This window comes from Shigella sp. FJ200513 (assembly GCF_040495915.1).
Taxonomy (GTDB): Bacteria; Pseudomonadota; Gammaproteobacteria; order Enterobacterales; family Enterobacteriaceae; genus ECMA0423.
The window spans coordinates 1-22,568 of record NZ_JBDYCV010000063.1 but is presented as its reverse complement, the minus strand read 5'-3'; the positions used below and the strand labels follow the sequence as shown (position 1 = coordinate 22,568).

17 protein-coding genes and 4 pseudogenes are annotated in these 22,568 nt (G+C 49.6%); 16 read left to right on the top strand and 5 right to left on the bottom strand.

Annotation, left to right across the window (positions count from 1 at the left end; genetic code table 11):
- Positions 1-66: 66 nt before the first annotated feature.
- The 8 genes and pseudogenes from ABZJ92_RS22475 to zapC all read left to right on the top strand — a co-directional run.
- Positions 67-135: pseudogene (locus ABZJ92_RS22475) on the top strand (hypothetical protein); the annotation flags it as partial.
- Between the two features lie 24 nt (positions 136-159).
- Complete coding sequence (locus tag ABZJ92_RS14010) at positions 160-2,760, top strand: fimbrial biogenesis usher protein (RefSeq protein WP_000286331.1); 2,601 nt, start codon at positions 160-162, stop codon at positions 2,758-2,760.
- Positions 2,751-3,820, top strand: a pseudogene (locus ABZJ92_RS14005) (fimbrial protein). Before ABZJ92_RS14010 ends, ABZJ92_RS14005 begins: the two are co-directional and overlap by 10 nt.
- Before the next feature lie 11 nt (positions 3,821-3,831).
- Positions 3,832-4,372: pseudogene (locus tag ABZJ92_RS14000) on the top strand (fimbrial protein).
- A 7-nt stretch (positions 4,373-4,379) separates the two neighbouring features.
- Positions 4,380-4,895, top strand: coding sequence for a fimbrial protein (locus ABZJ92_RS13995; RefSeq protein ID WP_000919489.1), 516 nt, complete (start codon positions 4,380-4,382; stop codon positions 4,893-4,895).
- On the top strand, positions 4,861-5,598 hold the full coding sequence (locus ABZJ92_RS13990) for a fimbrial chaperone (RefSeq protein WP_001111452.1): 738 nt from the start codon (positions 4,861-4,863) through the stop codon (positions 5,596-5,598). The genes ABZJ92_RS13995 and ABZJ92_RS13990 overlap by 35 nt, the downstream gene beginning before the upstream one ends.
- Before the next feature lie 110 nt (positions 5,599-5,708).
- Positions 5,709-6,719, top strand: coding sequence for a quinone-dependent dihydroorotate dehydrogenase (pyrD, locus tag ABZJ92_RS13985; RefSeq protein ID WP_001370288.1), 1,011 nt, complete (start codon positions 5,709-5,711; stop codon positions 6,717-6,719).
- Positions 6,720-6,892: 173 nt separating this feature from the next.
- Positions 6,893-7,435 carry a cell division protein ZapC gene (gene zapC, locus ABZJ92_RS13980; RefSeq protein ID WP_004991542.1) on the top strand — a complete coding sequence of 181 codons (543 nt, stop codon included), beginning with the start codon at positions 6,893-6,895 and terminating at the stop codon, positions 7,433-7,435.
- Here the strand turns inward: zapC and ycbX are convergent.
- Positions 7,432-8,541 carry a 6-N-hydroxylaminopurine resistance protein YcbX gene (gene ycbX / locus ABZJ92_RS13975; protein ID WP_000224274.1) on the bottom strand — a complete coding sequence of 370 codons (1,110 nt, stop codon included), beginning with the start codon at positions 8,539-8,541 and terminating at the stop codon, positions 7,432-7,434. The two genes, zapC and ycbX, sit on opposite strands and share 4 nt — an antisense overlap.
- A gap of 243 nt (positions 8,542-8,784) precedes the next feature.
- Here ycbX and rlmKL point away from each other — a divergent pair, with 243 nt between their 5' ends.
- The 6 genes from rlmKL (at position 8,785) to rmf (ending at position 16,823) form a co-directional block, all read left to right on the top strand.
- A complete protein-coding gene (rlmKL, locus tag ABZJ92_RS13970; protein ID WP_001086554.1) occupies positions 8,785-10,893 on the top strand; it encodes a bifunctional 23S rRNA (guanine(2069)-N(7))-methyltransferase RlmK/23S rRNA (guanine(2445)-N(2))-methyltransferase RlmL in 2,109 nt (702 codons plus the stop codon).
- An 11-nt stretch (positions 10,894-10,904) separates the two neighbouring features.
- Positions 10,905-12,812: an ABC transporter ATP-binding protein gene (locus ABZJ92_RS13965; protein WP_000053116.1), complete on the top strand. Its 1,908-nt coding sequence runs from the start codon at positions 10,905-10,907 to the stop codon at positions 12,810-12,812.
- Positions 12,813-12,941: 129 nt separating this feature from the next.
- Complete coding sequence (pqiA, locus tag ABZJ92_RS13960) at positions 12,942-14,195, top strand: membrane integrity-associated transporter subunit PqiA (protein WP_000333176.1); 1,254 nt, start codon at positions 12,942-12,944, stop codon at positions 14,193-14,195.
- A 4-nt stretch (positions 14,196-14,199) separates the two neighbouring features.
- The gene (pqiB, locus tag ABZJ92_RS13955; RefSeq protein ID WP_000445541.1) at positions 14,200-15,840 is read left to right on the top strand and encodes an intermembrane transport protein PqiB; all 1,641 of its coding nucleotides are present in this window, start codon (positions 14,200-14,202) and stop codon (positions 15,838-15,840) included.
- Positions 15,837-16,400, top strand: coding sequence for a membrane integrity-associated transporter subunit PqiC (gene pqiC, locus ABZJ92_RS13950; protein ID WP_000759120.1), 564 nt, complete (start codon positions 15,837-15,839; stop codon positions 16,398-16,400). Before pqiB ends, pqiC begins: the two co-directional genes overlap by 4 nt.
- Positions 16,401-16,655: 255 nt before the next feature.
- On the top strand, positions 16,656-16,823 hold the full coding sequence (gene rmf / locus ABZJ92_RS13945) for a ribosome modulation factor (protein ID WP_011110566.1): 168 nt from the start codon (positions 16,656-16,658) through the stop codon (positions 16,821-16,823).
- A 69-nt stretch (positions 16,824-16,892) separates the two neighbouring features.
- Here rmf and fabA read toward each other — a convergent pair whose 3' ends face one another.
- Positions 16,893-17,411, bottom strand: a complete 519-nt coding sequence (gene fabA, locus ABZJ92_RS13940) for a bifunctional 3-hydroxydecanoyl-ACP dehydratase/trans-2-decenoyl-ACP isomerase (RefSeq protein WP_005047466.1) — start codon at positions 17,409-17,411, stop codon at positions 16,893-16,895.
- Between the two features lie 68 nt (positions 17,412-17,479).
- Positions 17,480-19,240 carry an AAA family ATPase gene (locus tag ABZJ92_RS13935; RefSeq protein ID WP_000156489.1) on the bottom strand — a complete coding sequence of 587 codons (1,761 nt, stop codon included), beginning with the start codon at positions 19,238-19,240 and terminating at the stop codon, positions 17,480-17,482.
- A 184-nt stretch (positions 19,241-19,424) separates the two neighbouring features.
- Here ABZJ92_RS13935 and matP point away from each other — a divergent pair, with 184 nt between their 5' ends.
- The gene (gene matP / locus ABZJ92_RS13930; RefSeq protein ID WP_000877161.1) at positions 19,425-19,877 is read left to right on the top strand and encodes a macrodomain Ter protein MatP; all 453 of its coding nucleotides are present in this window, start codon (positions 19,425-19,427) and stop codon (positions 19,875-19,877) included.
- Positions 19,878-19,952: 75 nt separating this feature from the next.
- On the opposite strand, the gene ompA is transcribed toward matP, so the two are convergent.
- Together ompA and sulA are read right to left on the bottom strand one after the other, a co-directional pair.
- On the bottom strand, positions 19,953-20,999 hold the full coding sequence (ompA, locus tag ABZJ92_RS13925) for a porin OmpA (RefSeq protein WP_005047463.1): 1,047 nt from the start codon (positions 20,997-20,999) through the stop codon (positions 19,953-19,955).
- 355 nt (positions 21,000-21,354) lie between these two features.
- Entirely contained in the window at positions 21,355-21,864 is a 510-nt protein-coding gene (gene sulA, locus ABZJ92_RS13920; protein ID WP_000288715.1) for an SOS-induced cell division inhibitor SulA, read from the bottom strand.
- Positions 21,865-22,082: 218 nt separating this feature from the next.
- On the opposite strand from sulA, the pseudogene sxy reads away from it, so the two are divergent.
- Positions 22,083-22,493 (top strand): annotated as a pseudogene (gene sxy / locus ABZJ92_RS13915) (CRP-S regulon transcriptional coactivator Sxy); the annotation flags it as partial.
- Positions 22,494-22,568: the final 75 nt, after the last annotated feature.

Sequence of the window (22,568 nt, the reverse complement as noted above, 5' to 3'; positions counted from 1 at the left end):
CTGATGGAAATGGAAGCCACGCAAGCACCTTAAAATCACCATCATACACTAAATCAGTAAGTTGGCAGCATTACCACGTATCGAACCATCAATGACTACGGGGCGGAAACGCCGCAACTCAACTGTAAATCGTAAGCCGTCTTCAGTTAAGAGAGCGAGATGTATAGAACTCATCGACAACACAGCCTGTTAAGCTCTGGTGGAGTGCCATCGTTTATTGGTGGGCTGGTGGTGTTTGTGTCGGCAGCGTTCAATGCACAAGCTGAAACCTGGTTCGATCCTGCTTTTTTCAAAGATGATCCCTCAATGGTGGCCGATTTGTCTCGTTTCGAAAAAGGACAAAAAATAACGCCAGGGGTTTATCGTGTCGATATTGTTCTGAATCAGACAATTGTAGATACGCGCAACGTCAATTTTGTTGAGATAACGCCAGAGAAGGGGATTGCCGCCTGTTTGACGACTGAAAGCCTGGATGCAATGGGTGTTAATACTGATGCGTTTCCGGCTTTTAAACAACTGGACAAACAAGTGTGTGTGCCATTGGCGGAGATTATTCCGGATGCCAGCGTAACGTTTAATGTGAATAAACTCCGTCTGGAAATTTCAGTACCGCAAATCGCCATCAAAAGTAATGCCCGTGGTTATGTCCCCCCTGAACGTTGGGATGAAGGGATCAACGCGCTATTACTGGGATATTCGTTTAGCGGGGCTAACAGTATTCATAGCAGCGCAGACAGTGATTCTGGCGACAGCTATTTTCTGAATTTAAACAGTGGCGTTAATTTAGGCCCATGGAGATTACGCAACAATTCAACATGGAGTCGCAGTAGTGGCCAAACCGCAGAATGGAAGAATCTCAGCAGCTATTTGCAGCGGGCGGTTATTCCACTAAAAGGCGAACTGACCGTAGGTGATGATTATACTGCAGGCGATTTTTTCGATAGTGTCAGCTTTCGTGGTGTGCAGCTGGCGTCAGATGACAACATGCTGCCAGACAGCCTGAAAGGGTTTGCGCCTGTGGTGCGTGGTATCGCCAAAAGCAATGCCCAGATAACGATTAAGCAAAATGGTTACACCATTTACCAAACTTATGTATCGCCTGGTGCTTTTGAAATTAGTGATCTCTATTCCACGTCGTCGAGCGGTGATTTGTTAGTTGAAATCAAAGAAGCGGACGGCAGCGTCAATAGCTACAGCGTACCGTTTTCCAGCGTGCCATTACTCCAGCGTCAGGGGCGAATCAAATACGCGGTGACACTGGCGAAATACAGAACCAATAGTAATGAACAGCAGGAGAGCAAATTTGCCCAGACCACGTTGCAGTGGGGCGGACCGTGGGGAACGACATGGTATGGTGGTGGACAATATGCTGAATATTACCGTGCCGCCATGTTTGGTCTGGGATTTAACCTTGGCGATTTCGGAGCAATTTCGTTCGATGCGACCCAGGCGAAGAGTACGCTGGCAGACCAAAGCGAACATAAAGGTCAGTCATATCGTTTTCTGTATGCCAAAACGCTCAACCAATTGGGCACTAATTTTCAATTGATGGGCTATCGCTATTCGACGTCGGGTTTCTACACCCTTTCCGACACCATGTATAAACATATGGATGGCTACGAATTTAATGACGGTGATGATGAAGATACGCCGATGTGGTCGCGTTATTACAATTTGTTTTACACCAAACGTGGCAAACTGCAGGTCAATATCTCCCAGCAATTAGGCGAGTACGGTTCGTTTTATTTAAGTGGTAGCCAGCAAACTTACTGGCATACCGATCAACAGGATCGGCTATTACAGTTTGGCTACAACACGCAAATTAAAGATCTCTCGCTGGGGGTTTCCTGGAACTACAGTAAGTCCCGTGGTCAACCTGATGCTGATCAGGTGTTTGCACTAAATTTTTCCCTGCCGCTCAATCTGTTGCTCCCCAGAAGTAATGATAGCTATACCAGGAAAAAAAATTACGCCTGGATGACCTCTAACACCAGTATCGATAACGAAGGGCACATTACACAAAACCTGGGTTTAACGGAGACACTACTCGATGACGGTAACCTGAGCTACAGCGTGCAACAGGGATATAACAGCGAGGGGAAAACGGCTAATGGTAGCGCCAGCATGGACTACAAAGGGGCGTTTGCAGATGCCCGAGTGGGCTACAACTACAGCGATAACGGCAGTCAACAACAACTGAACTACGCTCTTTCAGGCAGTTTAGTTGCCCATTCACAGGGCATTACCCTGGGGCAATCGCTGGGGGAAACTAACGTGCTGATTGCAGCACCAGGCGCAGAGAATACTCGTGTGGCGAACAGCACCGGGCTGAAAACTGACTGGCGCGGATATACCGTTGTCCCCTATGCCACTTCTTATCGGGAAAATCGAATCGCACTTGATGCGGCATCGTTAAAACGTAACGTGGATCTTGAAAATGCAGTAGTCAACGTGGTTCCCACCAAAGGGGCGTTGGTTCTGGCGGAGTTCAATGCCCATGCGGGAGCAAGGGTATTAATGAAAACATCAAAGCAGGGTATACCGCTGCGTTTTGGCGCGATAGCGACGCTGGACGGCATACAGACTAATAGCGGCATTATTGATGATGATGGCTCGCTCTATATGTCCGGTTTGCCCGCTCAGGGAGCGATAACTGTACGCTGGGGCGAAGCTCCCGATCAAATTTGTCATATCAGTTACCAGCTTACCGAACAACAAATTAACTCTGCGATTACGCGAATGGATGCCATATGCAGATAATCTTTGGAGAAAAATGCGTGTTATTACTACGACTATTTTTTGCCGCCGTCTTAATGCTATGGTGCGCTCAAACTGCTGCTTATATCGGGCAGTGTCATACCACTCAGGGGAATCCGTATATTGGCGTCAATTTTGGCGTTAAAACTCTGGATGAAGAAGAAAATACGGCTGGAGTAGTTAAAGACAAATTTTATCAGTGGAACGAATCGAATGATTATTATGTTTCCTGTGATTGCGATAAAGACAATGTCAGAAGTGGCCGATGGGCATTCGCCGCGGATTCACCGTTAGTCTATTTAGGCGACAACTGGTACAAAATTAATGACTATCTTGCCGCCAAAGTTTTATTGCAGGTTAAAGGCAGTTCTCCTACTGCGGTTCCTTTCGAAAACGTGGGCACAGGGGCAGATACACGATGGCATATTTGCGATCCCGGCGGTCAACGTTTAGGTGGCCAGGGGGCTAGCGGTAATAGCGGTAGCTTTTCCCTGAAAATATTGCAGCCGTTCGTTGGTTCGGTCGTCATTCCTCCTATGGCGCTGGCGCGATTATTTGAATGCTACAACATACCCGCAGGTGATTCCTGCACGACTACTGGTACACCGGTTTTAGTGTATTACCTGTCTGGTACGATCAATTCACTTGGCTCATGTTCCGTCAATGCCGGAGAAACAATCGAGGTTGATCTGGGCGACGTATTTGCGGCTAACTTTCGTGTTGTAGGGCATAAGCCTCTTGGGGCCAGAACGGCAGAACTTGCAATTCCGGTCAGGTGTAACACGGGAAACGCAGGGTTAGTTAACGTCAATCTGAGTCTGACGGCAACCTCAGACCCCAGCTATCCCCAGGCGATTAAGACGTCACGTCCTGGCGTGGGCGTGGTGGTGACCGATAGCCAGCACAACATTATTTCCCCTGCTGGTGGGACACTACCGCTCTCTATTCCTGATGATGCAGACAGTATCCGCGAATGAATGTCTATCCAGTCAGCACGACAAGCGTACCACCAGAAACCGGGCGATTTGAAGCCACGGCAACGGTGAGAATAAATTTTGATTAACGCGTGAACGTATGAAGAAAAAAACGATATATCAGTGCGTTATTTTGTTCTTTAGCCTTCTTAACATCCATGTCGGGATGGCTGGGCCTGAACAAGTCAGTATGCATATTTATGGGAATGTGGTCGATCAGGGCTGTGATGTCGCCACCAAAAGTGCATTACAAAATATTCATATTGGTGATTTTAATATCAGTGATTTTCAGGCCGCGAATACCGTAAGCACTGCTGCTGATTTGAATATTGATATCACCGGTTGTGCCGCTGGTATTACTGGCGCGGACGTCCTTTTTAGCGGCGAGGCTGACACCCTTGCGCCGACACTGCTCAAACTAACTGACACAGGCGGAAGCGGTGGTATGGCAACGGGGATTGCCGTGCATTCTTGATGCGCAAAGTCAGCAAGAAATCCCGCTCAATCAGGTCCAGCCTCTTACGCCCTTAAAAGCCGGGGATAACACACTCAAATATCAACTTCGTTATAAGTCCACAAAGGCGGGAGCAACGGGCGGTAATGCGACGGCGGTTCTCTATTTTGATCTGGTTTACCAGTGAAGGAGTGATGTTGAAACGGATAATCTGGATTCTGTTCTTACTGGGATTAACGGGGGGCTGTGAGCTATTTGCCCATGATGGCACGGTCAACATTAGCGGATCGTTTCGCCGTAATACATGCGTGCTGGCACAGGATAGCAAGCAAATCAATGTGCAGTTAGGCGATGTCTCGCTGACACGTTTTTTTCATGGGAATTATGGCCCGGAGAAATCTTTCATCATTAATTTGCAGGATTGCGGAACAGATGTCAGCACGGTTGATGTCACCTTTTCAGGAACCCCCGACGGAGTGCAGAGCGAAATGCTGTCCATTGAAAGTGGTACGGATGCAGCCAGTGGGCTGGCAATTGCGATTCTGGATGATGCGAAGATATTGATTCCGCTTAACCAGGCGAGTAAAGACTACAGCCTACATAGCGGTAAGGTGCCATTAACTTTTTATGCGCAATTGCGACCTGTCAATAGCGATGTGCAGTCGGGTAAAGTGAATGCCAGCGCGACATTTGTACTTCATTATGACTAATACGTGGAACAGATTAGCGCTCTTGATTTTCGCCGTTTTATCGCTGCTGGTGGCGGGTGAATTGCAGGCAGGAGTGGTGGTCGGCGGAACGCGATTTATCTTTCCGGCAGACAGAGAATCGATATCTATTTTACTGACTAATACCAGTCAGGAATCTTGGCTTATTAACAGCAAAATCAATCGCCCAACGCGTTGGGCCGGGGGGGAAGCGTCGACAGTGCCAGCACTATTACTGGCCGCTCCGCCACTTATTCTCCTGAAGCCCGGTACTACAGGCACGTTGCGCTTGCTGAGAACGGAAAGCGACATCTTGCCTGTGGATCGCGAAACGCTATTTGAGTTAAGCATTGCCAGCGTGCCATCCGGCAAAGTTGAAAATCAGAGCGTAAAAGTGGCGATGCGCTCGGTATTTAAACTGTTCTGGCGACCCGAAGGTTTGCCGGGCGACCCGCTGGAAGCTTATCAACAATTACGCTGGACACGGAATTCGCAGGGTGTACAACTCACTAACCCAACGCCTTACTACATTAACCTGATTCAGGTGAGCGTAAATGGTAAAGCGTTAAGTAATGCGGGAGTCGTGCCGCCTAAAAGCCAGCGTCAGACAAACTGGTGTCAGGTAATAGCACCGTGTCATGTCGCCTGGCGGACGATAAATGATTACGGCGGGTTGAGTGCAAAGAAGGAGCAAAATCTGCCCTGAAACAGGTTCTGAAAACGTTTGCGTTTTTTTTGCCGCAGGTCAATTCCCTTTTGGTCCGAACTCGCACATAATACGCCCCCGGTTTGCACACCGGGAATCCAGGAGAGTTCATGTACTACCCCTTCGTTCGTAAAGCCCTTTTCCAGCTCGATCCAGAGCGCGCTCATGAGTTTACTTTTCAGCAATTACGCCGCATTACCGGAACACCGTTTGAAGCACTGGTGCGGCAGAAAGTGCCTGCGAAACCTGTTAACTGCATGGGCCTGACGTTTAAAAATCCGCTTGGTCTGGCAGCCGGTCTTGATAAAGACGGGGAGTGCATTGATGCGTTAGGCGCGATGGGATTTGGATCGATCGAGATCGGTACCGTCACGCCACGTCCACAGCCTGGTAATGACAAGCCGCGTCTCTTTCGTCTGGTAGATGCCGAAGGTTTGATCAACCGTATGGGCTTTAATAATCTTGGCGTTGATAACCTCGTAGAGAACGTAAAAAAGGCCCATTATGACGGCGTCTTGGGTATTAATATCGGCAAAAATAAAGATACGCCAGTGGAGCAGGGCAAAGATGACTATCTGATTTGTATGGAAAAAATCTATGCCTATGCGGGATATATCGCCATCAATATTTCATCGCCGAATACCCCAGGATTACGCACGCTGCAATATGGTGAAGCGCTGGATGATCTCTTAACCGCGATTAAAAATAAGCAAAATGATTTGCAAGCGATGCACCATAAATATGTGCCGATCGCAGTGAAGATCGCGCCGGATCTTTCTGAAGACGAATTGATCCAGGTTGCCGATAGTTTAGTTCGCCATAATATTGATGGCGTTATTGCAACCAATACCACTCTCGATCGTTCTCTGGTTCAGGGAATGAAAAATTGCGATCAAACCGGTGGCTTAAGTGGTCGTCCGCTTCAGTTAAAAAGCACAGAAATTATTCGCCGCTTGTCACTAGAATTAAACGGTCGCTTACCGATCATCGGTGTTGGCGGCATCGACTCGGTTATCGCTGCGCGTGAAAAGATTGCTGCGGGTGCCTCACTGGTGCAAATTTATTCTGGTTTTATTTTTAAAGGTCCGCCGCTGATTAAAGAAATCGTTACCCATATCTAATTATTTCTTCGAATTCCTCTTTATAAGATAATCAGGGCTTTATTTTCAGACCTGGTTGTTTTATATTCATCGTTGTTGCTTATTTAGACATTTTGTACTTTTATTGTTGAGGTTATTAAGCGAAGCGACAATGGATTGTGTTGCTGCGGTTTTATAGGGTAGGGGAGAGGCAGATGCGAATTAAACCAGACGATAACTGGCGTTGGTATTACGATGAAGAGCACGATCGAATGATGCTCGATTTAGCCAATGGTATGCTATTTCGCTCACGTTTTGCGCGCAAAATGTTGACTCCAGATGCCTTTTCTCCCGCAGGCTTTTGTGTTGATGATGCCGCGCTCTATTTCTCTTTTGAAGAAAAGTGCCGCGATTTTAATTTATCTAAAGACCAAAAAGCCGAACTGGTGCTGAATGCACTGGTAGCAATTCGTTATCTCAAACCGCAAATGCCGAAAAGCTGGCATTTTGTCTCCCATGGTGAAATGTGGGTGCCCATGCCGGGCGATGCGGCCTGCGTTTGGTTGAGCGATACTCACGAGCAGGTCAATTTGCTGGTCGTTGAATCTGGCGAAAATGCCGCGCTATGCCTGCTGGCACAACCCTGCGTTGTTATTGCGGGTCGCGCGATGCAGTTGGGCGACGCCATTAAAATCATGAACGACAGGCTGAAACCGCAGGTGAATGTTGACAGCTTCAGCCTCGAACAGGCAGTCTAACGCGTCAGCTTAAGGGCAGTCTTCGGTACACAGCTACAGCAAAGAATGGTGCCATCATCGCCCATTGCTGATTTTTTCAGCGGTGTGACTTCGCCTTCTAAAAGCTGAACACGGCAACTTCCACAAATGCCCGCGCGGCAAGAATAAGGGATACGAATTCCCTGATTTTCTAATTGCTCCAGCAACACTTGTTGGTTATTTCCACGAAATGCCTGTCCCTGCCAGTCAATATCTACATTTGCGTCCGGTTGTTGCGTGATGTTGGCGGTATCATCAGCGGCAGCTGCGCCGTAAATTTTTGCCGGAGCCGTTGCCAGAATTTCCACCTCATCGCCAACGCGAATCACGCCGCTATTACGGGCAATTAAATTCTGACCAAAATCGACATCGCCGTTATCCTGGGCAGTGCGGAAAGATTGCAATGTTTTTAATGGTTCGCCTGCCGGATGTTTTTGCCCTTTTTCTGGGCTGACGGTGGTGAAAATACAGCGGCTACAAGGTTTAACCACATCAAACACCACATCACCAATGCGAATCACTTTCCAGCTATCTTCTTCCCAGGCTGACGCGCCGGAAACCACCAGATTGGGGCGGAATTGCTCCATTTTTACACTGGCCGGACAACGTTGTTGGAGATCACGTAACGAGGCTTCGTTAGCAAGAAGGTAAGGATAGCCATCAGCAAATGACAGAGGTACAGTGTTGTGGCGTTTCACGCGCCGGGTCATTTGTGGCCCCACCCAGCGTAATTGCACTTCGCGGGAGAAAAATCCACTTAGCCATTTGTTGATCGCGTCTGGCGCAATTCGCGCGGTAAAATGTGTGCCCCAAACTTCGGTTGGTGCGTCTTGTGTGGCGAAATCAGCAAAACGAACATATGCGCTACTGCCATCTGGTGCGGTGAGATGCAAGCCATCATGCACAGGTGAAGGAGTAAACCGTACCATCTGGGGAAACTGGCGAGCGGTAATAAACGTACCGTCAGGTTCCGTGATCATAAAGATGCGATCGAAGGCCAGACCACTGACATCAGCCAGAGCATGTGTAAGACCAATGCCGCGCATCGATTTAACAGGATGAATAAAAAGCCGGGTTAATGTCGCCACGGTGCGGTCCTCAAATGAAAATAAGCCCTCAACTTTATGACATGACGCGCTTATTAGCTATAATGCGCAACAATTTTCTTAGCGCCTGTCCCGTTAGGCTATTTTATTTGTCAGTTTGGCCCTGGGTTGTGCTCGAAATCCTCACGTACTTGTGTACGCTCCGGTTTCTCCGCGCTCTCCATGTCCAGACTGACTGCAACAATTACGCCTACTGCGGTAGGCTCTTAGAGTAAAAGTGACGATATGAATTCTCTGTTTGCCAGTACGGCCCGTGGGCTGGAAGAGCTGTTAAAAACTGAACTGGAAAATCTGGGGGCCGTTGAATGCCAGGTGGTTCAGGGTGGGGTCCATTTCAAGGGCGACACACGGCTTGTTTACCAGAGCCTGATGTGGAGCCGCCTGGCCTCGCGTATTATGTTGCCGCTGGGCGAGTGTAAGGTTTACAGCGATTTAGACCTCTATCTCGGTGTTCAGGCGATCAACTGGACAGAGATGTTTAATCCTGGCGCGACCTTCGCTGTCCACTTCAGTGGTTTGAATGACACCATCCGCAACAGTCAGTACGGCGCGATGAAAGTGAAAGACGCGATCGTCGATGCTTTCACACGGAAAAATCTGCCGCGTCCAAATGTTGATCGCGATGCGCCGGATATCCGCGTTAACGTCTGGCTGCATAAAGAAACCGCCAGTATCGCTCTTGATCTGAGTGGTGATGGTTTACATCTGCGTGGCTATCGCGATCGTGCTGGTATTGCGCCGATCAAAGAAACCCTGGCAGCCGCTATTGTGATGCGATCCGGCTGGCAGTCAGGAACACCGCTGCTCGATCCGATGTGTGGTTCCGGTACGTTGCTGATTGAAGCGGCGATGCTGGCGACCGATCGCGCACCAGGCTTGCACCGTGGGCGTTGGGGCTTTAGCGGCTGGGCGCAGCATGATGAAGCTATCTGGCAGGAAGTGAAAGCGGAAGCGCAAACTCGCGCCCGTAAAGGCCTAGCTGAGTATAGCTCTCATTTTTACGGTTCGGACAGCGACGCACGGGTGATTCAACGTGCGCGCACTAACGCCCGTCTTGCGGGGATTGGTGAACTGATCACCTTTGAGGTGAAAGATGTCGCGCAACTGACCAATCCGCTGCCGAAAGGGCCGTACGGTACAGTGTTGAGCAACCCGCCATACGGTGAACGTCTGGACAGCGAACCGGCGCTGATTGCGCTGCATAGTCTGCTGGGCCGAATCATGAAAAACCAGTTCGGTGGCTGGAATCTCTCTTTGTTTAGTGCCTCGCCGGATCTGCTAAGCTGCCTGCAGCTGCGTGCAGACAAACAGTACAAGGCGAAAAACGGCCCGCTGGACTGCGTACAGAAAAATTACCACGTTGCCGAAAGCACACCAGACAGTAAACCGGCAATGGTAGCGGAAGATTACGCCAACCGCCTGCGTAAGAACCTCAAAAAATTCGAGAAGTGGGCACGCCAGGAAGGGATTGAATGTTACCGCCTGTATGACGCCGATCTGCCGGAATATAACGTTGCCGTTGACCGTTATGCCGACTGGGTGGTGGTGCAGGAGTATGCGCCGCCAAAAACTATTGATGCGCACAAAGCGCGTCAGCGTCTGTTCGATATTATCGCTGCAACCATTTCGGTACTGGGGATTGCGCCAAACAAACTGGTGCTGAAAACCCGTGAACGCCATAAGGGCAAAAACCAGTACCAGAAACTGGGCGAGAAGGGCGAGTTTCTTGAAGTTACCGAATATAACGCTCACTTGTGGGTGAACCTGACGGATTATCTCGATACTGGTCTGTTCCTCGATCACCGTATCGCCCGCCGTATGCTCGGTCAGATGAGCAAAGGCAAAGATTTCCTCAACCTGTTTTCTTATACCGGCAGCGCCACCGTGCATGCGGGATTAGGCGGTGCACGCAGCACCACCACCGTGGATATGTCGCGTACTTATCTGGAATGGGCAGAACGCAACCTGCGTCTGAATGGCCTGACTAGGCGTGCGCATCGCCTGATTCAGGCCGATTGCCTGGCGTGGCTGCGTGAGGCAAATGAACAGTTCGATCTGATCTTTATCGATCCGCCAACCTTCTCTAACTCAAAACGAATGGAAGATGCGTTTGATGTTCAGCGCGATCATCTGGCGCTGATGAAAGATTTGAAACGTCTGCTGCGTGCAGGTGGGACGATCATGTTCTCGAACAACAAACGTGGCTTCCGTATGGATCTCGACGGCCTGGCAAAACTGGGACTGAAAGCACAAGAAATTACGCAAAAAACGCTCTCCCAGGATTTCGCCCGTAACCGCCAGATCCACAACTGCTGGCTGATTACCGCAGCCTGAAAGGAATAGTAATGTCATTAATCAGTATGCATGGCGCATGGCTGTCGTTCAGCGACGCGCCGCTTCTCGATAACGCAGAACTGCATATCGAAGATAACGAACGTGTTTGTCTGGTGGGCCGCAACGGCGCAGGAAAATCGACGTTAATGAAAATCCTCAACCGTGAACAAGGGCTGGATGACGGTCGCATTATTTATGAGCAAGATTTGATTGTAGCTCGTCTGCAACAGGATCCGCCGCGTAACGTTGAGGGTAGCGTTTATGATTTCGTTGCCGAAGGCATTGAAGAACAAGCGGAATATCTGAAACGCTATCACGATATTTCGCGCCTGGTGATGAACGACCCGAGCGAGAAAAATCTCAACGAACTGGCGAAGGTTCAGGAACAGCTGGATCACCACAACCTGTGGCAGCTGGAAAACCGCATCAACGAAGTGCTGGCGCAACTGGGGTTAGATCCTAACGTTGCGCTGTCGTCGCTTTCCGGCGGCTGGTTGCGTAAAGCGGCATTAGGACGCGCGCTGGTGAGCAATCCGCGCGTATTGCTGCTGGACGAACCGACTAACCATCTGGATATCGAAACCATCGACTGGCTGGAGGGGTTCCTTAAAACCTTCAATGGGACGATTATTTTCATCTCCCACGACCGTTCGTTTATCCGCAATATGGCGACGCGCATTGTTGATCTCGATCGCGGCAAGCTGGTGACCTATCCAGGGAATTACGACCAGTACCTGCAGGAAAAAGAAGAAGCCCTGCGCGTGGAAGAACTACAAAATGCCGAGTTCGATCTCAAACTGGCGCAGGAAGAAGTGTGGATTCGCCAGGGGATCAAAGCACGCCGTACCCGTAATGAAGGCCGCGTACGCGCCCTGAAAGCGATGCGTCGCGAACGTGGTGAACGTCGCGAAGTGATGGGTACCGCAAAGATGCAGGTGGAAGAGGCCAGCCGCTCCGGTAAGATCGTTTTCGAAATGGAAGACGTTTGCTACCAGGTTAACGGTAAGCAACTGGTGAAAGATTTTTCTGCCCAGGTTCTACGTGGCGACAAAATTGCCCTGATTGGTCCGAATGGGTGCGGCAAAACCACGCTGCTGAAACTGATGCTCGGTCAGCTTCAAGCGGACAGCGGGCGTATTCACGTTGGCACCAAACTGGAAGTGGCTTATTTCGATCAGCACCGCGCGGAACTGGATCCCGATAAAACGGTGATGGATAACCTTGCCGAAGGTAAGCAAGAGGTGATGGTTAATGGCAAGCCACGCCACGTATTGGGCTATTTGCAGGACTTTCTGTTCCATCCGAAACGGGCGATGACGCCAGTACGTGCGTTTTCTGGCGGTGAGCGGAACCGCTTGCTGCTGGCGCGTTTGTTCCTCAAACCAAGCAACTTATTGATTCTTGACGAACCGACCAACGATCTTGATGTCGAAACGCTGGAACTGCTGGAAGAACTGATCGACAGCTATCAGGGCACGGTATTGCTGGTTAGCCACGATCGTCAGTTTGTCGATAACACCGTTACAGAATGCTGGATCTTCGAAGGCGGCGGTAAAATTGGTCGTTATGTTGGCGGTTATCATGATGCCCGTGGTCAGCAAGAACAATATGTGGCACTCAAACAGCCTGCGGTGAAAAAAAGCGAAGAAGCCGCCGCGCCAAAAGCAGAAACTGTAAAACGCAGCAGTAGCAAACTAAGCTATAAATTGCAGCGCGAACTGGAGCAGCTACCGCAATTGCTCGAAGATCTGGAGGCGAAGCTGGAAGCCCTACAGACGCAAGTGGCGGATGCTTCCTTCTTCAGTCAGCCGCATGAGCAGACGCAAAAAGTGCTTGCTGATATGGCTGCTGCAGAGCAGGAGCTGGAGCAAGCCTTTGAACGCTGGGAGTATCTTGAAGCGTTAAAAAATGGTGGCTGATCGCAAAATAGTCGATTTAAACAGAGACAGCTGACAACGGTAAAATTGCCTGATGAACTGGGTTTATCAGGCATGAAAACCAACACTTTGTTAGTCATCTGTAAAATAGCGCATCATTAAGGAGTACCAATGTGCGAACATCATCATGCCGCGAAGCACATCCTGTGCTCGCAGTGTGACATGCTGGTGGCGTTACCGCGCCTTGAGCATGGTCAGAAAGCGGCATGTCCCCGGTGTGGCACAACGTTAACCGTGGCGTGGGATGCCCCTCGGCAGCGTCCCACCGCCTATGCGTTGGCTGCACTGTTCATGCTGTTGCTGTCCAACTTGTTTCCTTTTGTGAATATGAACGTTGCAGGAGTTACCAGTGAAATTACATTACTGGAAATTCCCGGCGTGCTTTTTTCTGAGGACTACGCCAGCCTCGGCACCTTTTTCCTGTTGTTTGTGCAACTGGTTCCCGCGTTTTGTCTGATAACCATTCTGTTACTGGTGAATCGCGCGGAATTACCGGTCCGTTTAAAAGAGCAACTGGCACGGGTGCTTTTTCAACTCAAAACCTGGGGAATGGCGGAGATTTTCCTCGCGGGTGTGCTGGTCAGTTTCGTTAAACTGATGGCTTACGGCAGCATTGGGGTAGGCAGCAGCTTTCTCCCCTGGTGTTTATTTTGTGTCCTGCAACTGCGCGCTTTTCAGTGCGTTGATCGTCGCTGGTTATGGGACGACATCGCCCCGATGCCAGAACTGCGCCAGCCGCTAAAACCAGGCGTCACGGGGATACGTCAGGGGCTGCGTTCGTGCTCCTGTTGTACGGCAATCCTTCCTGCTGATGAACCCGTGTGCCCGCGTTGTAGTACCAAAGGGTACGTTCGGCGTAGAAACAGCCTGCAGTGGACACTCGCGCTGCTTGTAACGTCCATCATGCTGTATCTTCCGGCTAATATTTTGCCCATCATGGTGACGGATTTATTAGGCTCGAAGATGCCGTCGACGATTCTCGCTGGGGTCATTCTGTTATGGAGCGAAGGCTCTTATCCCGTCGCTGCGGTGATCTTTCTGGCCAGTATTATGGTGCCAACGTTAAAGATGATCGCCATCGCGTGGCTGTGTTGGGATGCCAAAGGGCATGGCAAGCGCGACAGTGAAAGAATGCATTTGATTTATGAAGTTGTTGAGTTTGTAGGCCGCTGGTCGATGATTGACGTTTTCGTTATCGCGGTGCTCTCGGCGCTGGTGCGTATGGGAGGTTTAATGAGTATTTATCCGGCAATGGGTGCATTAATGTTTGCTTTAGTCGTCATAATGACAATGTTTTCTGCTATGACGTTTGACCCGCGTTTGTCGTGGGATCGTCAACCTGAATCAGAGCATGAGGAGTCCTGACAGTATGGAATCTAATAATGGGGAAGCCAAAATCCAGAAAGTGAAGAACTGGTCTCCCGTGTGGATATTTCCTATCGTCACGGCGCTCATTGGGGCCTGGGTTCTTTTTTATCATTACAGCCATCAGGGACCGGAAGTGACCCTGATCACCGCGAATGCGGAAGGAATTGAAGGTGGCAAAACCACCATTAAAAGCCGTAGCGTTGACGTCGGCGTGGTTGAAAGCGCCACACTGGCTGATGATTTGACGCACGTTGAAATCAAAGCGCGGCTGAATTCCGGTATGGAAAAATTGCTGCATAAAGACACCGTCTTTTGGGTGGTGAAACCGCAGATTGGTCGCGAAGGGATTAGCGGCCTGGGAACGCTGCTGTCTGGAGTTTATATCGAACTGCAGCCAGGCGCGAAAGGCAGCAAAATGGATAAATACGATTTGCTGGACTCACCACCGTTGGCCCCGCCTGATGCGAAAGGTATCCGTGTGATTCTCGATAGCAAAAAAGCCGGGCAGCTCTCGCCAGGAGATCCGGTGCTGTTCCGTGGCTATCGGGTAGGTTCGGTTGAAACCAGCACCTTCGATACGCAAAAACGCAATATCAGTTATCAACTGTTCATCAATGCACCTTATGACCGACTGGTGACCAGCAATGTTCGCTTCTGGAAAGATAGTGGCATTGCGGTTGATCTGACGTCAGCGGGGATGCGTGTGGAGATGGGCTCATTGACAACGCTGCTTAGTGGCGGTGTTAGCTTTGATGTGCCGGAAGGTCTGGATTTAGGGCAGCCAGTGGCACCGAAAACAGCTTTCGTTTTGTATGATGATCAGAAGAGCATTCAGGATTCGTTGTACACCGATCACATTGATTATCTGATGTTCTTTAAAGATTCGGTACGCGGTCTGCAACCGGGAGCTCCGGTAGAATTCCGGGGTATTCGCCTGGGTACCGTAAGCAAAGTGCCATTCTTTGCGCCGAATATGCGTCAGACATTTAACGATGATTACCGTATTCCGGTACTGATTCGTATCGAGCCAGAGCGGCTGAAAATGCAGCTTGGCGAAAATGCGGATGTTGTTGAGCACCTTGGCGAATTGTTGAAACGTGGTTTACGCGGATCGCTGAAAACCGGAAACCTGGTCACTGGTGCACTGTATGTTGATCTCGATTTCTATCCAAATACGCCTGCAATAACCGGTATTCGTGAATTTAATGGTTATCAGATTATCCCGACTGTTAGCGGCGGCTTGGCGCAAATCCAGCAACGACTGATGGAAGCGTTGGATAAGATCAACAAACTGCCATTGAATCCGATGATTGAACAGGCAACCAGTACGCTTTCTGAAAGTCAGCGCACAATGAAAAACCTGCAAACGACGCTGGATAGCATGAACAAGATCCTCGCCAGCCAGTCGATGCAGCAGTTGCCGACGGATATGCAGTCAACGTTGCGTGAATTGAATCGCAGCATGCAGGGCTTCCAGCCTGGCTCCGCAGCCTACAACAAGATGGTGGCGGATATGCAGCGCCTTGATCAGGTGTTGCGAGAACTGCAACCGGTGCTGAAAACGCTCAATGAGAAGAGTAACGCGCTGGTATTTGAAGCGAAGGACAAAAAAGATCCAGAGCCGAAGAGGGCGAAACAATGAAAAAGTGGCTAGTGACGATTGCAGCACTGTGGCTGGCCGGATGCAGCTCCGGCGAAATTAATAAAAACTATTACCAGTTACCTGTGGTGCAGAGCGGTACACAAAGTACCGCCAGCCAGGGCAATCGTCTGTTATGGGTAGAGCAGGTCACTGTTCCTGACTATCTGGCGGGGAATGGTGTGGTTTATCAAACCAGTGATGTGAAGTATGTGATTGCCAACAACAACTTGTGGGCCAGCCCGTTGGATCAACAGTTGCGCAACACCCTGGTTGCCAACCTGAGTACGCAACTGCCCGGCTGGGTGGTTGCCTCCCAGCCTCTGGGAAGCGCCCAGGACACGCTCAATGTTACCGTAACGGAGTTTAACGGTCGCTATGATGGCAAGGTCATTGTCAGTGGTGAGTGGCTGTTGAACCACCAGGGACAACTGATCAAACGTCCGTTCCGTCTGGAAGGAGTGCAAACTCAGGATGGTTACGATGAGATGGTTAAAGTGCTGGCCGGTGTCTGGAGTCAGGAAGCCGCTTCTATTGCACAAGAGATAAAGCGTCTACCTTAATTATAAAGATTTGTAAATATAACCGTCTCCGGTATGTTGCCTGAGGCGGTTTTTTTGTTTCTAACGTGCGGAAAAATTTGTTCCTCTTCACATTTTTTGTACAACCGACATGCCCGTGTAGCTCACAAATATGACAGTGGCGTGAATTTTGCGCATTGACGGCAGTTATGATTCGCGGTATTGCTTAACTGTGATTGCACATTTAGTAATCACTGTTTTCTTTTCCACCAGAAACCAGTATGAGGGAAACGAGGCATGAAGAGACAAAAACGAGATCGCCTGGAACGGGCACATCAACGTGGTTATCAGGCCGGCATCGCCGGACGCTCAAAAGAAATGTGTCCCTATCAGACGCTGAGTCAAAGGTCACAATGGCTGGGAGGCTGGCGAGAAGCCATGGCGGACAGGGTAGTAATGGCCTGATTCTGTCTCTTTAAAAAGAAACCTCCGCATTGCGGAGGTTTCGCCTTTTGATACTCTGTCTGATGATAATCAGAAGGCAGACGTATCCTGGAACAGACCGACTTTCAGGTCGCTGGCGGTATAGATCAGACGACAATCAACCAGCACTTCGCCATCTGCCAGACCCATAATCAGACGACGATTAACAATGCGTTTAAAGTGAATACGGTAGGTCACTTTTTTCGCTGTCGGCAGTACCTGACCAGTGAATTTCACTTCGCCAACGCCCAGCGCGCGGCCTTTACCTTCGCCGCCCAGCCAGCCGAGGTAGAACCCTACCAGCTGCCACATTGCGTCCAGGCCCAGGCATCCCGGCATAACCGGATCGCCAATGAAGTGGCATCCGAAGAACCACAGATCCGGATTGATATCCAGTTCTGCTTCAACATACCCTTTGTCGAAGTTACCACCCGTTTCGGTCATTTTGACCACACGGTCTATCATCAGCATGTTCGGTGCTGGCAATTGCGGGCCTTTAGCGCCAAACAGTTCACCGTGACCAGAGGCAAGAAGGTCTTCTTTTGTATAGGATTCGCGTTTATCTACCATGTTCTCTGTAAGCCTTATTTTATTGAAGCACGCAGGATAGCTAACACGTGTACGCTGAACAAGTCCGATCAGTTCGGAATAAACCAGTTCAGCCAACGTAATGGCCATGGAAAACGGTGACGTCCTTCCTGTTGCGATGCTTGCGCGATACGTTCCTGGATGGTTTGCATCAGCGTCGTTTGGCCTTCGCCATCCCACACCAGATTTAATAATAACGGCAGTGCGTCAGTCACATCGTCTACTGCCCAGATGGTGAATTTGCCTTCTTCTACCGCTTTCACCAGTTCACTGTGAAGACTTAAATGGCGAACGTTAGCAGTGGGGATAATGACACCTTGTTTCCCCGTTAACTCACGTTGCTGGCAAATAGCAAAGAAGCCTTCGATTTTCTCATTTAAACCACCGACCGGCTGGACGCGGCCGAACTGATCGACTGAACCTGTGATAGCGATACTCTGATTCACTGGCACATCAGCGAGGGCGCTTATCAGGGCGCAGAGTTCAGCCATCGAGGCACTATCGCCATCCACTTCACTGTATGACTGCTCAAATGTCAGCGATGCTGAGAAGGGGATCTGTTGCTCAAGCTGTAGTTCCGACATCAGGAACGCCTGCATGATCATCATCCCTTTCGCATGGATATTGCCGCCAAGCTCCGCTTTGCGTTCGATGTCGGTGAATTCACCATCGCCAATATGCACAACGCAGCTAATGCGAGAAGGTTCGCCAAAAGCGCGTGGATGACCCGGAAATTCAATGACCGAAAGGGCGTTAATTTGCCCGATGCGTTCGCCTTCGGTTTCAATCAGGATTTGCTCCTGAAGGATCTCATCCTGCATACGTTCAGCGAGGAAACCTTCGCGCCATTCACGCTGCTGCAGCATTAAGTTTAGCTGCTCGCCGGAGAAGGTGTCGCCATCACACAGGGAGGCGACCTCTTTACACTGGCGGAGGATCCACTGCGGGCTAAGCGGAAGTGTTTCTTGTTCACCGGTGTAGCGTGCTGCTTCGCGGATAAGTACCGGCCAAGCATCCGCTCCCGGGGCAGGTAAGTGATTATGTCTGGCGGTAAATGTCACCCAGCGACACCACTGGCTTACTGACTCCGCATCGACAATCTGCAGAGTATCTTCAAATTCGCTATAAATAGCCTGCTCTGAAAGCTCTGGCTCCATCTCCTGGAAATCAGCCAATGATTCGCGTTCGCCTACCAGAATGACTTTCAGCTTCAATGGCATTGAAGGCACAGAGACGGGGAGAGGGCGCGACTCATCAAACGCAACCCAGTCAAAACGCTCGCGGTTAACGATATTTTTCAGCCGCATCCACAGCAGAGGTTGCGCCAGCAGTGTACGCAAAGAGATGATGAGAATACCGCCATTTGCCTGATGCACCAGACCAGGCTGCAGGGTAATGTCGCCATTAAACTGGCGCAGGCAGCCAAAGAGTTGCTCCGCTTCTACCCAGTCGGCAGCGACAACTTGCGTTAAAGTCGCAAAATTATCATCTGCACTCACTGCGTGACGTAAGCGGATGGAGTGGCCGGAAACCTCATAGTGATCGCCCACCAGTTGGCCTGCATCGCTTTGTAGCGTACGCGCGGCATCGGCAATAAGATTCAGATACTCAGACTCTTCCGGGGCCTTAGCCAGCATAAAAGAGGAGGATGCTCGCGTATGCAGCAACTGCTCCAGCGCAAATTGCAGTCGCGGTTGAGTATCACTGAATAAAGGATCGTTTTCGTCAATCAAATGTGGCTGAGCAAATATTTCCTGATAGCTATCGGTATCAGGAACCAGGTCACGCCATGCAAGTTTCGTAATGGTCAAAGTTGATGTTTTTTAGTCTGTTGTCAAAGCCGCGATTATACCGTAACCGGCACTACAGCACACGTAGAAAGCACCGACAATACTCCTGGCTGGGCGTTAAAGCTCACAGGATGGAGATTCTTTTCTTCACTGGCCTAAAAAGCTGATATTCTGTAAAGAGTTACACGGTAACATTGAGATCGCTATGAAATATCAACAACTTGAAAATCTTGAAAGCGGTTGGAAATGGAAGTATCTGGTGAAGAAGCATCGCGAAGGGGAGTTAATTACCCGTTACATAGAAGCCAGTGCCGCCCAGGAAGCCGTCGATGTGTTGCTCTCGCTCGAAAATGAACCCGTGCTGGTAAATGGCTGGATTGACAAGCATATGAATCCGGAACTGGTCAATCGCATGAAGCAGACCATTCGGGCCAGACGGAAGCGCCATTTTAATGCGGAACACCAGCATACGCGCAAAAAATCGATCGATCTGGAATTTATTGTCTGGCAACGTCTGGCTGGTCTTGCACAGCGTCGCGGTAAAACGCTTTCTGAAACGATTGTTCAGCTGATTGAAGATGCGGAAAACAAAGAGAAATACGCGAATAAAATGTCTTCTCTTAAGCAGGATCTGCAGGCATTGCTGGGTAAGGAATAACTGACGAAAGTCAGTTCAATTTACTAAAGGCAAAAAAAACCCCGCAGCAGCGGGGTTTTTCTACCAGACGATAACTTAAGCCTGCGGCTGAGTTACAACGTCTTTGATACCTTTAACTTCGATCTCTACGCGACGATCCGGAGCCAAGCAGTCGATCAGTGCAGCACGCTGTTTCACGTTGTCACAGGTGTTGCCAGTAACCGGGTTGGATTCGCCCATACCACGTGCGGAGATCTTGTCTGCCGGGATACCTTTGGAGATCAGGTAATCAACAACAGACTGAGCACGGCGCTCGGACAGACCCTGGTTGTAAGCGTCAGAACCGATGCGGTCAGTGTAACCCAGAACAACTACGGAACCGTCTTTCGGATCTAGGTTGCTCAGCTGGCTGTACAGCTGATCCAGAGCAGCCTGACCTTCCGGTTTCAGGGTTGCTTTGTTGAAGTTGAACAGAACGTCAGACTTCAGAGTGAAGTGCTTGGTCTGTACTTCCGGTGCCGGAGCTGGAGCAACTACCGGAGCTGCTTCGCCCTGACCGAAACGGTAGGAAACACCCAGGCTCAGCAGACCGTTGTCCGGACGAGTACCGATGGTGTTTGCGTCACCGATGTTGTTGGTCCACTGGTATTCCAGACGGGTAGCGATTTCAGGAGTGATCGCGTACTCAACACCACCTGCGAAAACCGGAGAAACGCCAGTGTCGTGGTCTTTAAAGGATGCGCCACCAGGTACGTTAGCCTTGGTGTCTGCACGCCATACCATACCACCCAGACGAGTGTAGATGTCCAGATCGTCAGTGATTGGGTAACCCAGTTTAGCGGTCAGCTGAACGCCCTGAGCTTTGTATGCGCCGTTGATGTTGTCGCCTTTGTACGGCATACGACCTAACCAGTCGTAACCCATTTCAAAACCAACATACGGGTTAACCTGGTAACCACCAAAAGCACCTGCACCCAGTTGGTTTTCGTGGGTCGGACCATTGTTAGGAATAAAACCAGTGTCATGGTACTGGGACCAGCCCAGTTTAGCACCAGTGTACCAGGTGTTATCTTTCGGAGCGGCCTGCGCTACGGTAGCGAAACCAGCCAGTGCCACTGCAATCGCGATAGCTGTCTTTTTCATTTTTTGCGCCTCGTTATCATCCAAAATACGCCATGAATATCTCCAACGAGATAACACGGTTAAATCCTTCACCGGGGGATCTGCTCAATATTAACTCTACCGATATCTTCGGCTTATGCCGAGCACCCCTGGCGATGTAAAGTCTACAACGTAGTTGAAAACTTACAAGTGTGAACTCCGTCAGGCATATGAAAAAAAAGTCTTGTATAAGGTATGTTTAATCTTTTTGTCAGCGACAATTTACAGAAAAAAAACGCGGAAACCGCTTCAGACAAGCCTTCGCAAGGAAAATTAGTCACGACTGAAAGCATTGGCTGGGCGACAAAAAAAGTTCTAGGATTAATCCTAAATTTACTTAATGATACAAATTAGAGTGAATTTTTAGCCCGGAAAGTTGTCTCGTTGTGTGAGAGGATGCGCTTACCGGACGCATAATAAACCCCATAGCGTTACCTTCATTTGCCGCATCAACAAGTTCAGCATGCTCTTCTTCAGTCAAATCATCTGTCAACCAACCGATCACCACACTGTAATTGCCCGTGCGTAAAGCGCGAACCATTGACTCCACTGTGTGGCAAGGGGAGAGCTGGCTAATCTGCATTACTTTCGTTAAGGGTAGCCCAGATGCCTGAACCCATTCCCGACTCAGTTTTTGTTGCGGTGTTAACCAGAGTTGCCAGCGCGATTGCTGACCGAGTTGCTGTAACAATGGCAACAGTAGAAGTTGCGTCATCATGGGCTGATCTTCGCGATAGACAACTTCACTGATAAGCCCGGCTGTAGTGTTTTCCGTAGAGACACGCGCAATTTTACTTGCTGCGGATGAGAACGACGAAGAACGATGTGCATAGCCTGAAGTGTACATAATCAATCCAGCCCCTGTGAGTTACTGTATGGATGTGCAGTACATCCAGTGACAACAAAGATCAACCCTATTTTCGGAAAGAGCCTCGCAAATTTTGTCGTTGGTGACGGGAAAACATAAATTAATCTTGCCCCTTAAGAATAAGTTGCCTATTTTCGTAGTTAACGGATCCGTTAATGTGAATCATTCTTTTATGTTATGATTTTAAAAGGAATTTTATGAAAAGCCTCTCCTATAAGCGGATCTATAAATCACAAGAATACCTGGCAACGTTGGGCACAATTGAATACCGATCATTGTTTGGCAGTTACAGCCTGACCGTTGACGACACGGTGTTTGCGATGGTTTCTGATGGTGAGTTGTATCTTCGGGCTTGTGAGCAAAGTGCACAGTACTGTGTAAAACATCCGCCTGTCTGGCTGACATATAAAAAGTGTGGCCGATCCGTTACCCTCAATTACTATCGGGTTGATGAAAGTCTATGGCGAAATCAACTGAAGCTGGTGCGTCTGTCGAAATATTCTCTCGATGCAGCGCTGAAAGAGAAAAGCACGCGCAATACCCGGGAAAGACTGAAAGATTTGCCCAATATGTCTTTTCATCTGGAAGCGATTCTCGGGGAGGTGGGTAGACTGGCCCCCTGAATCTCCAGACAACCAGTATCACTTAAATAAGTGATAGTCTTAATACTAGTTTTTAGACTA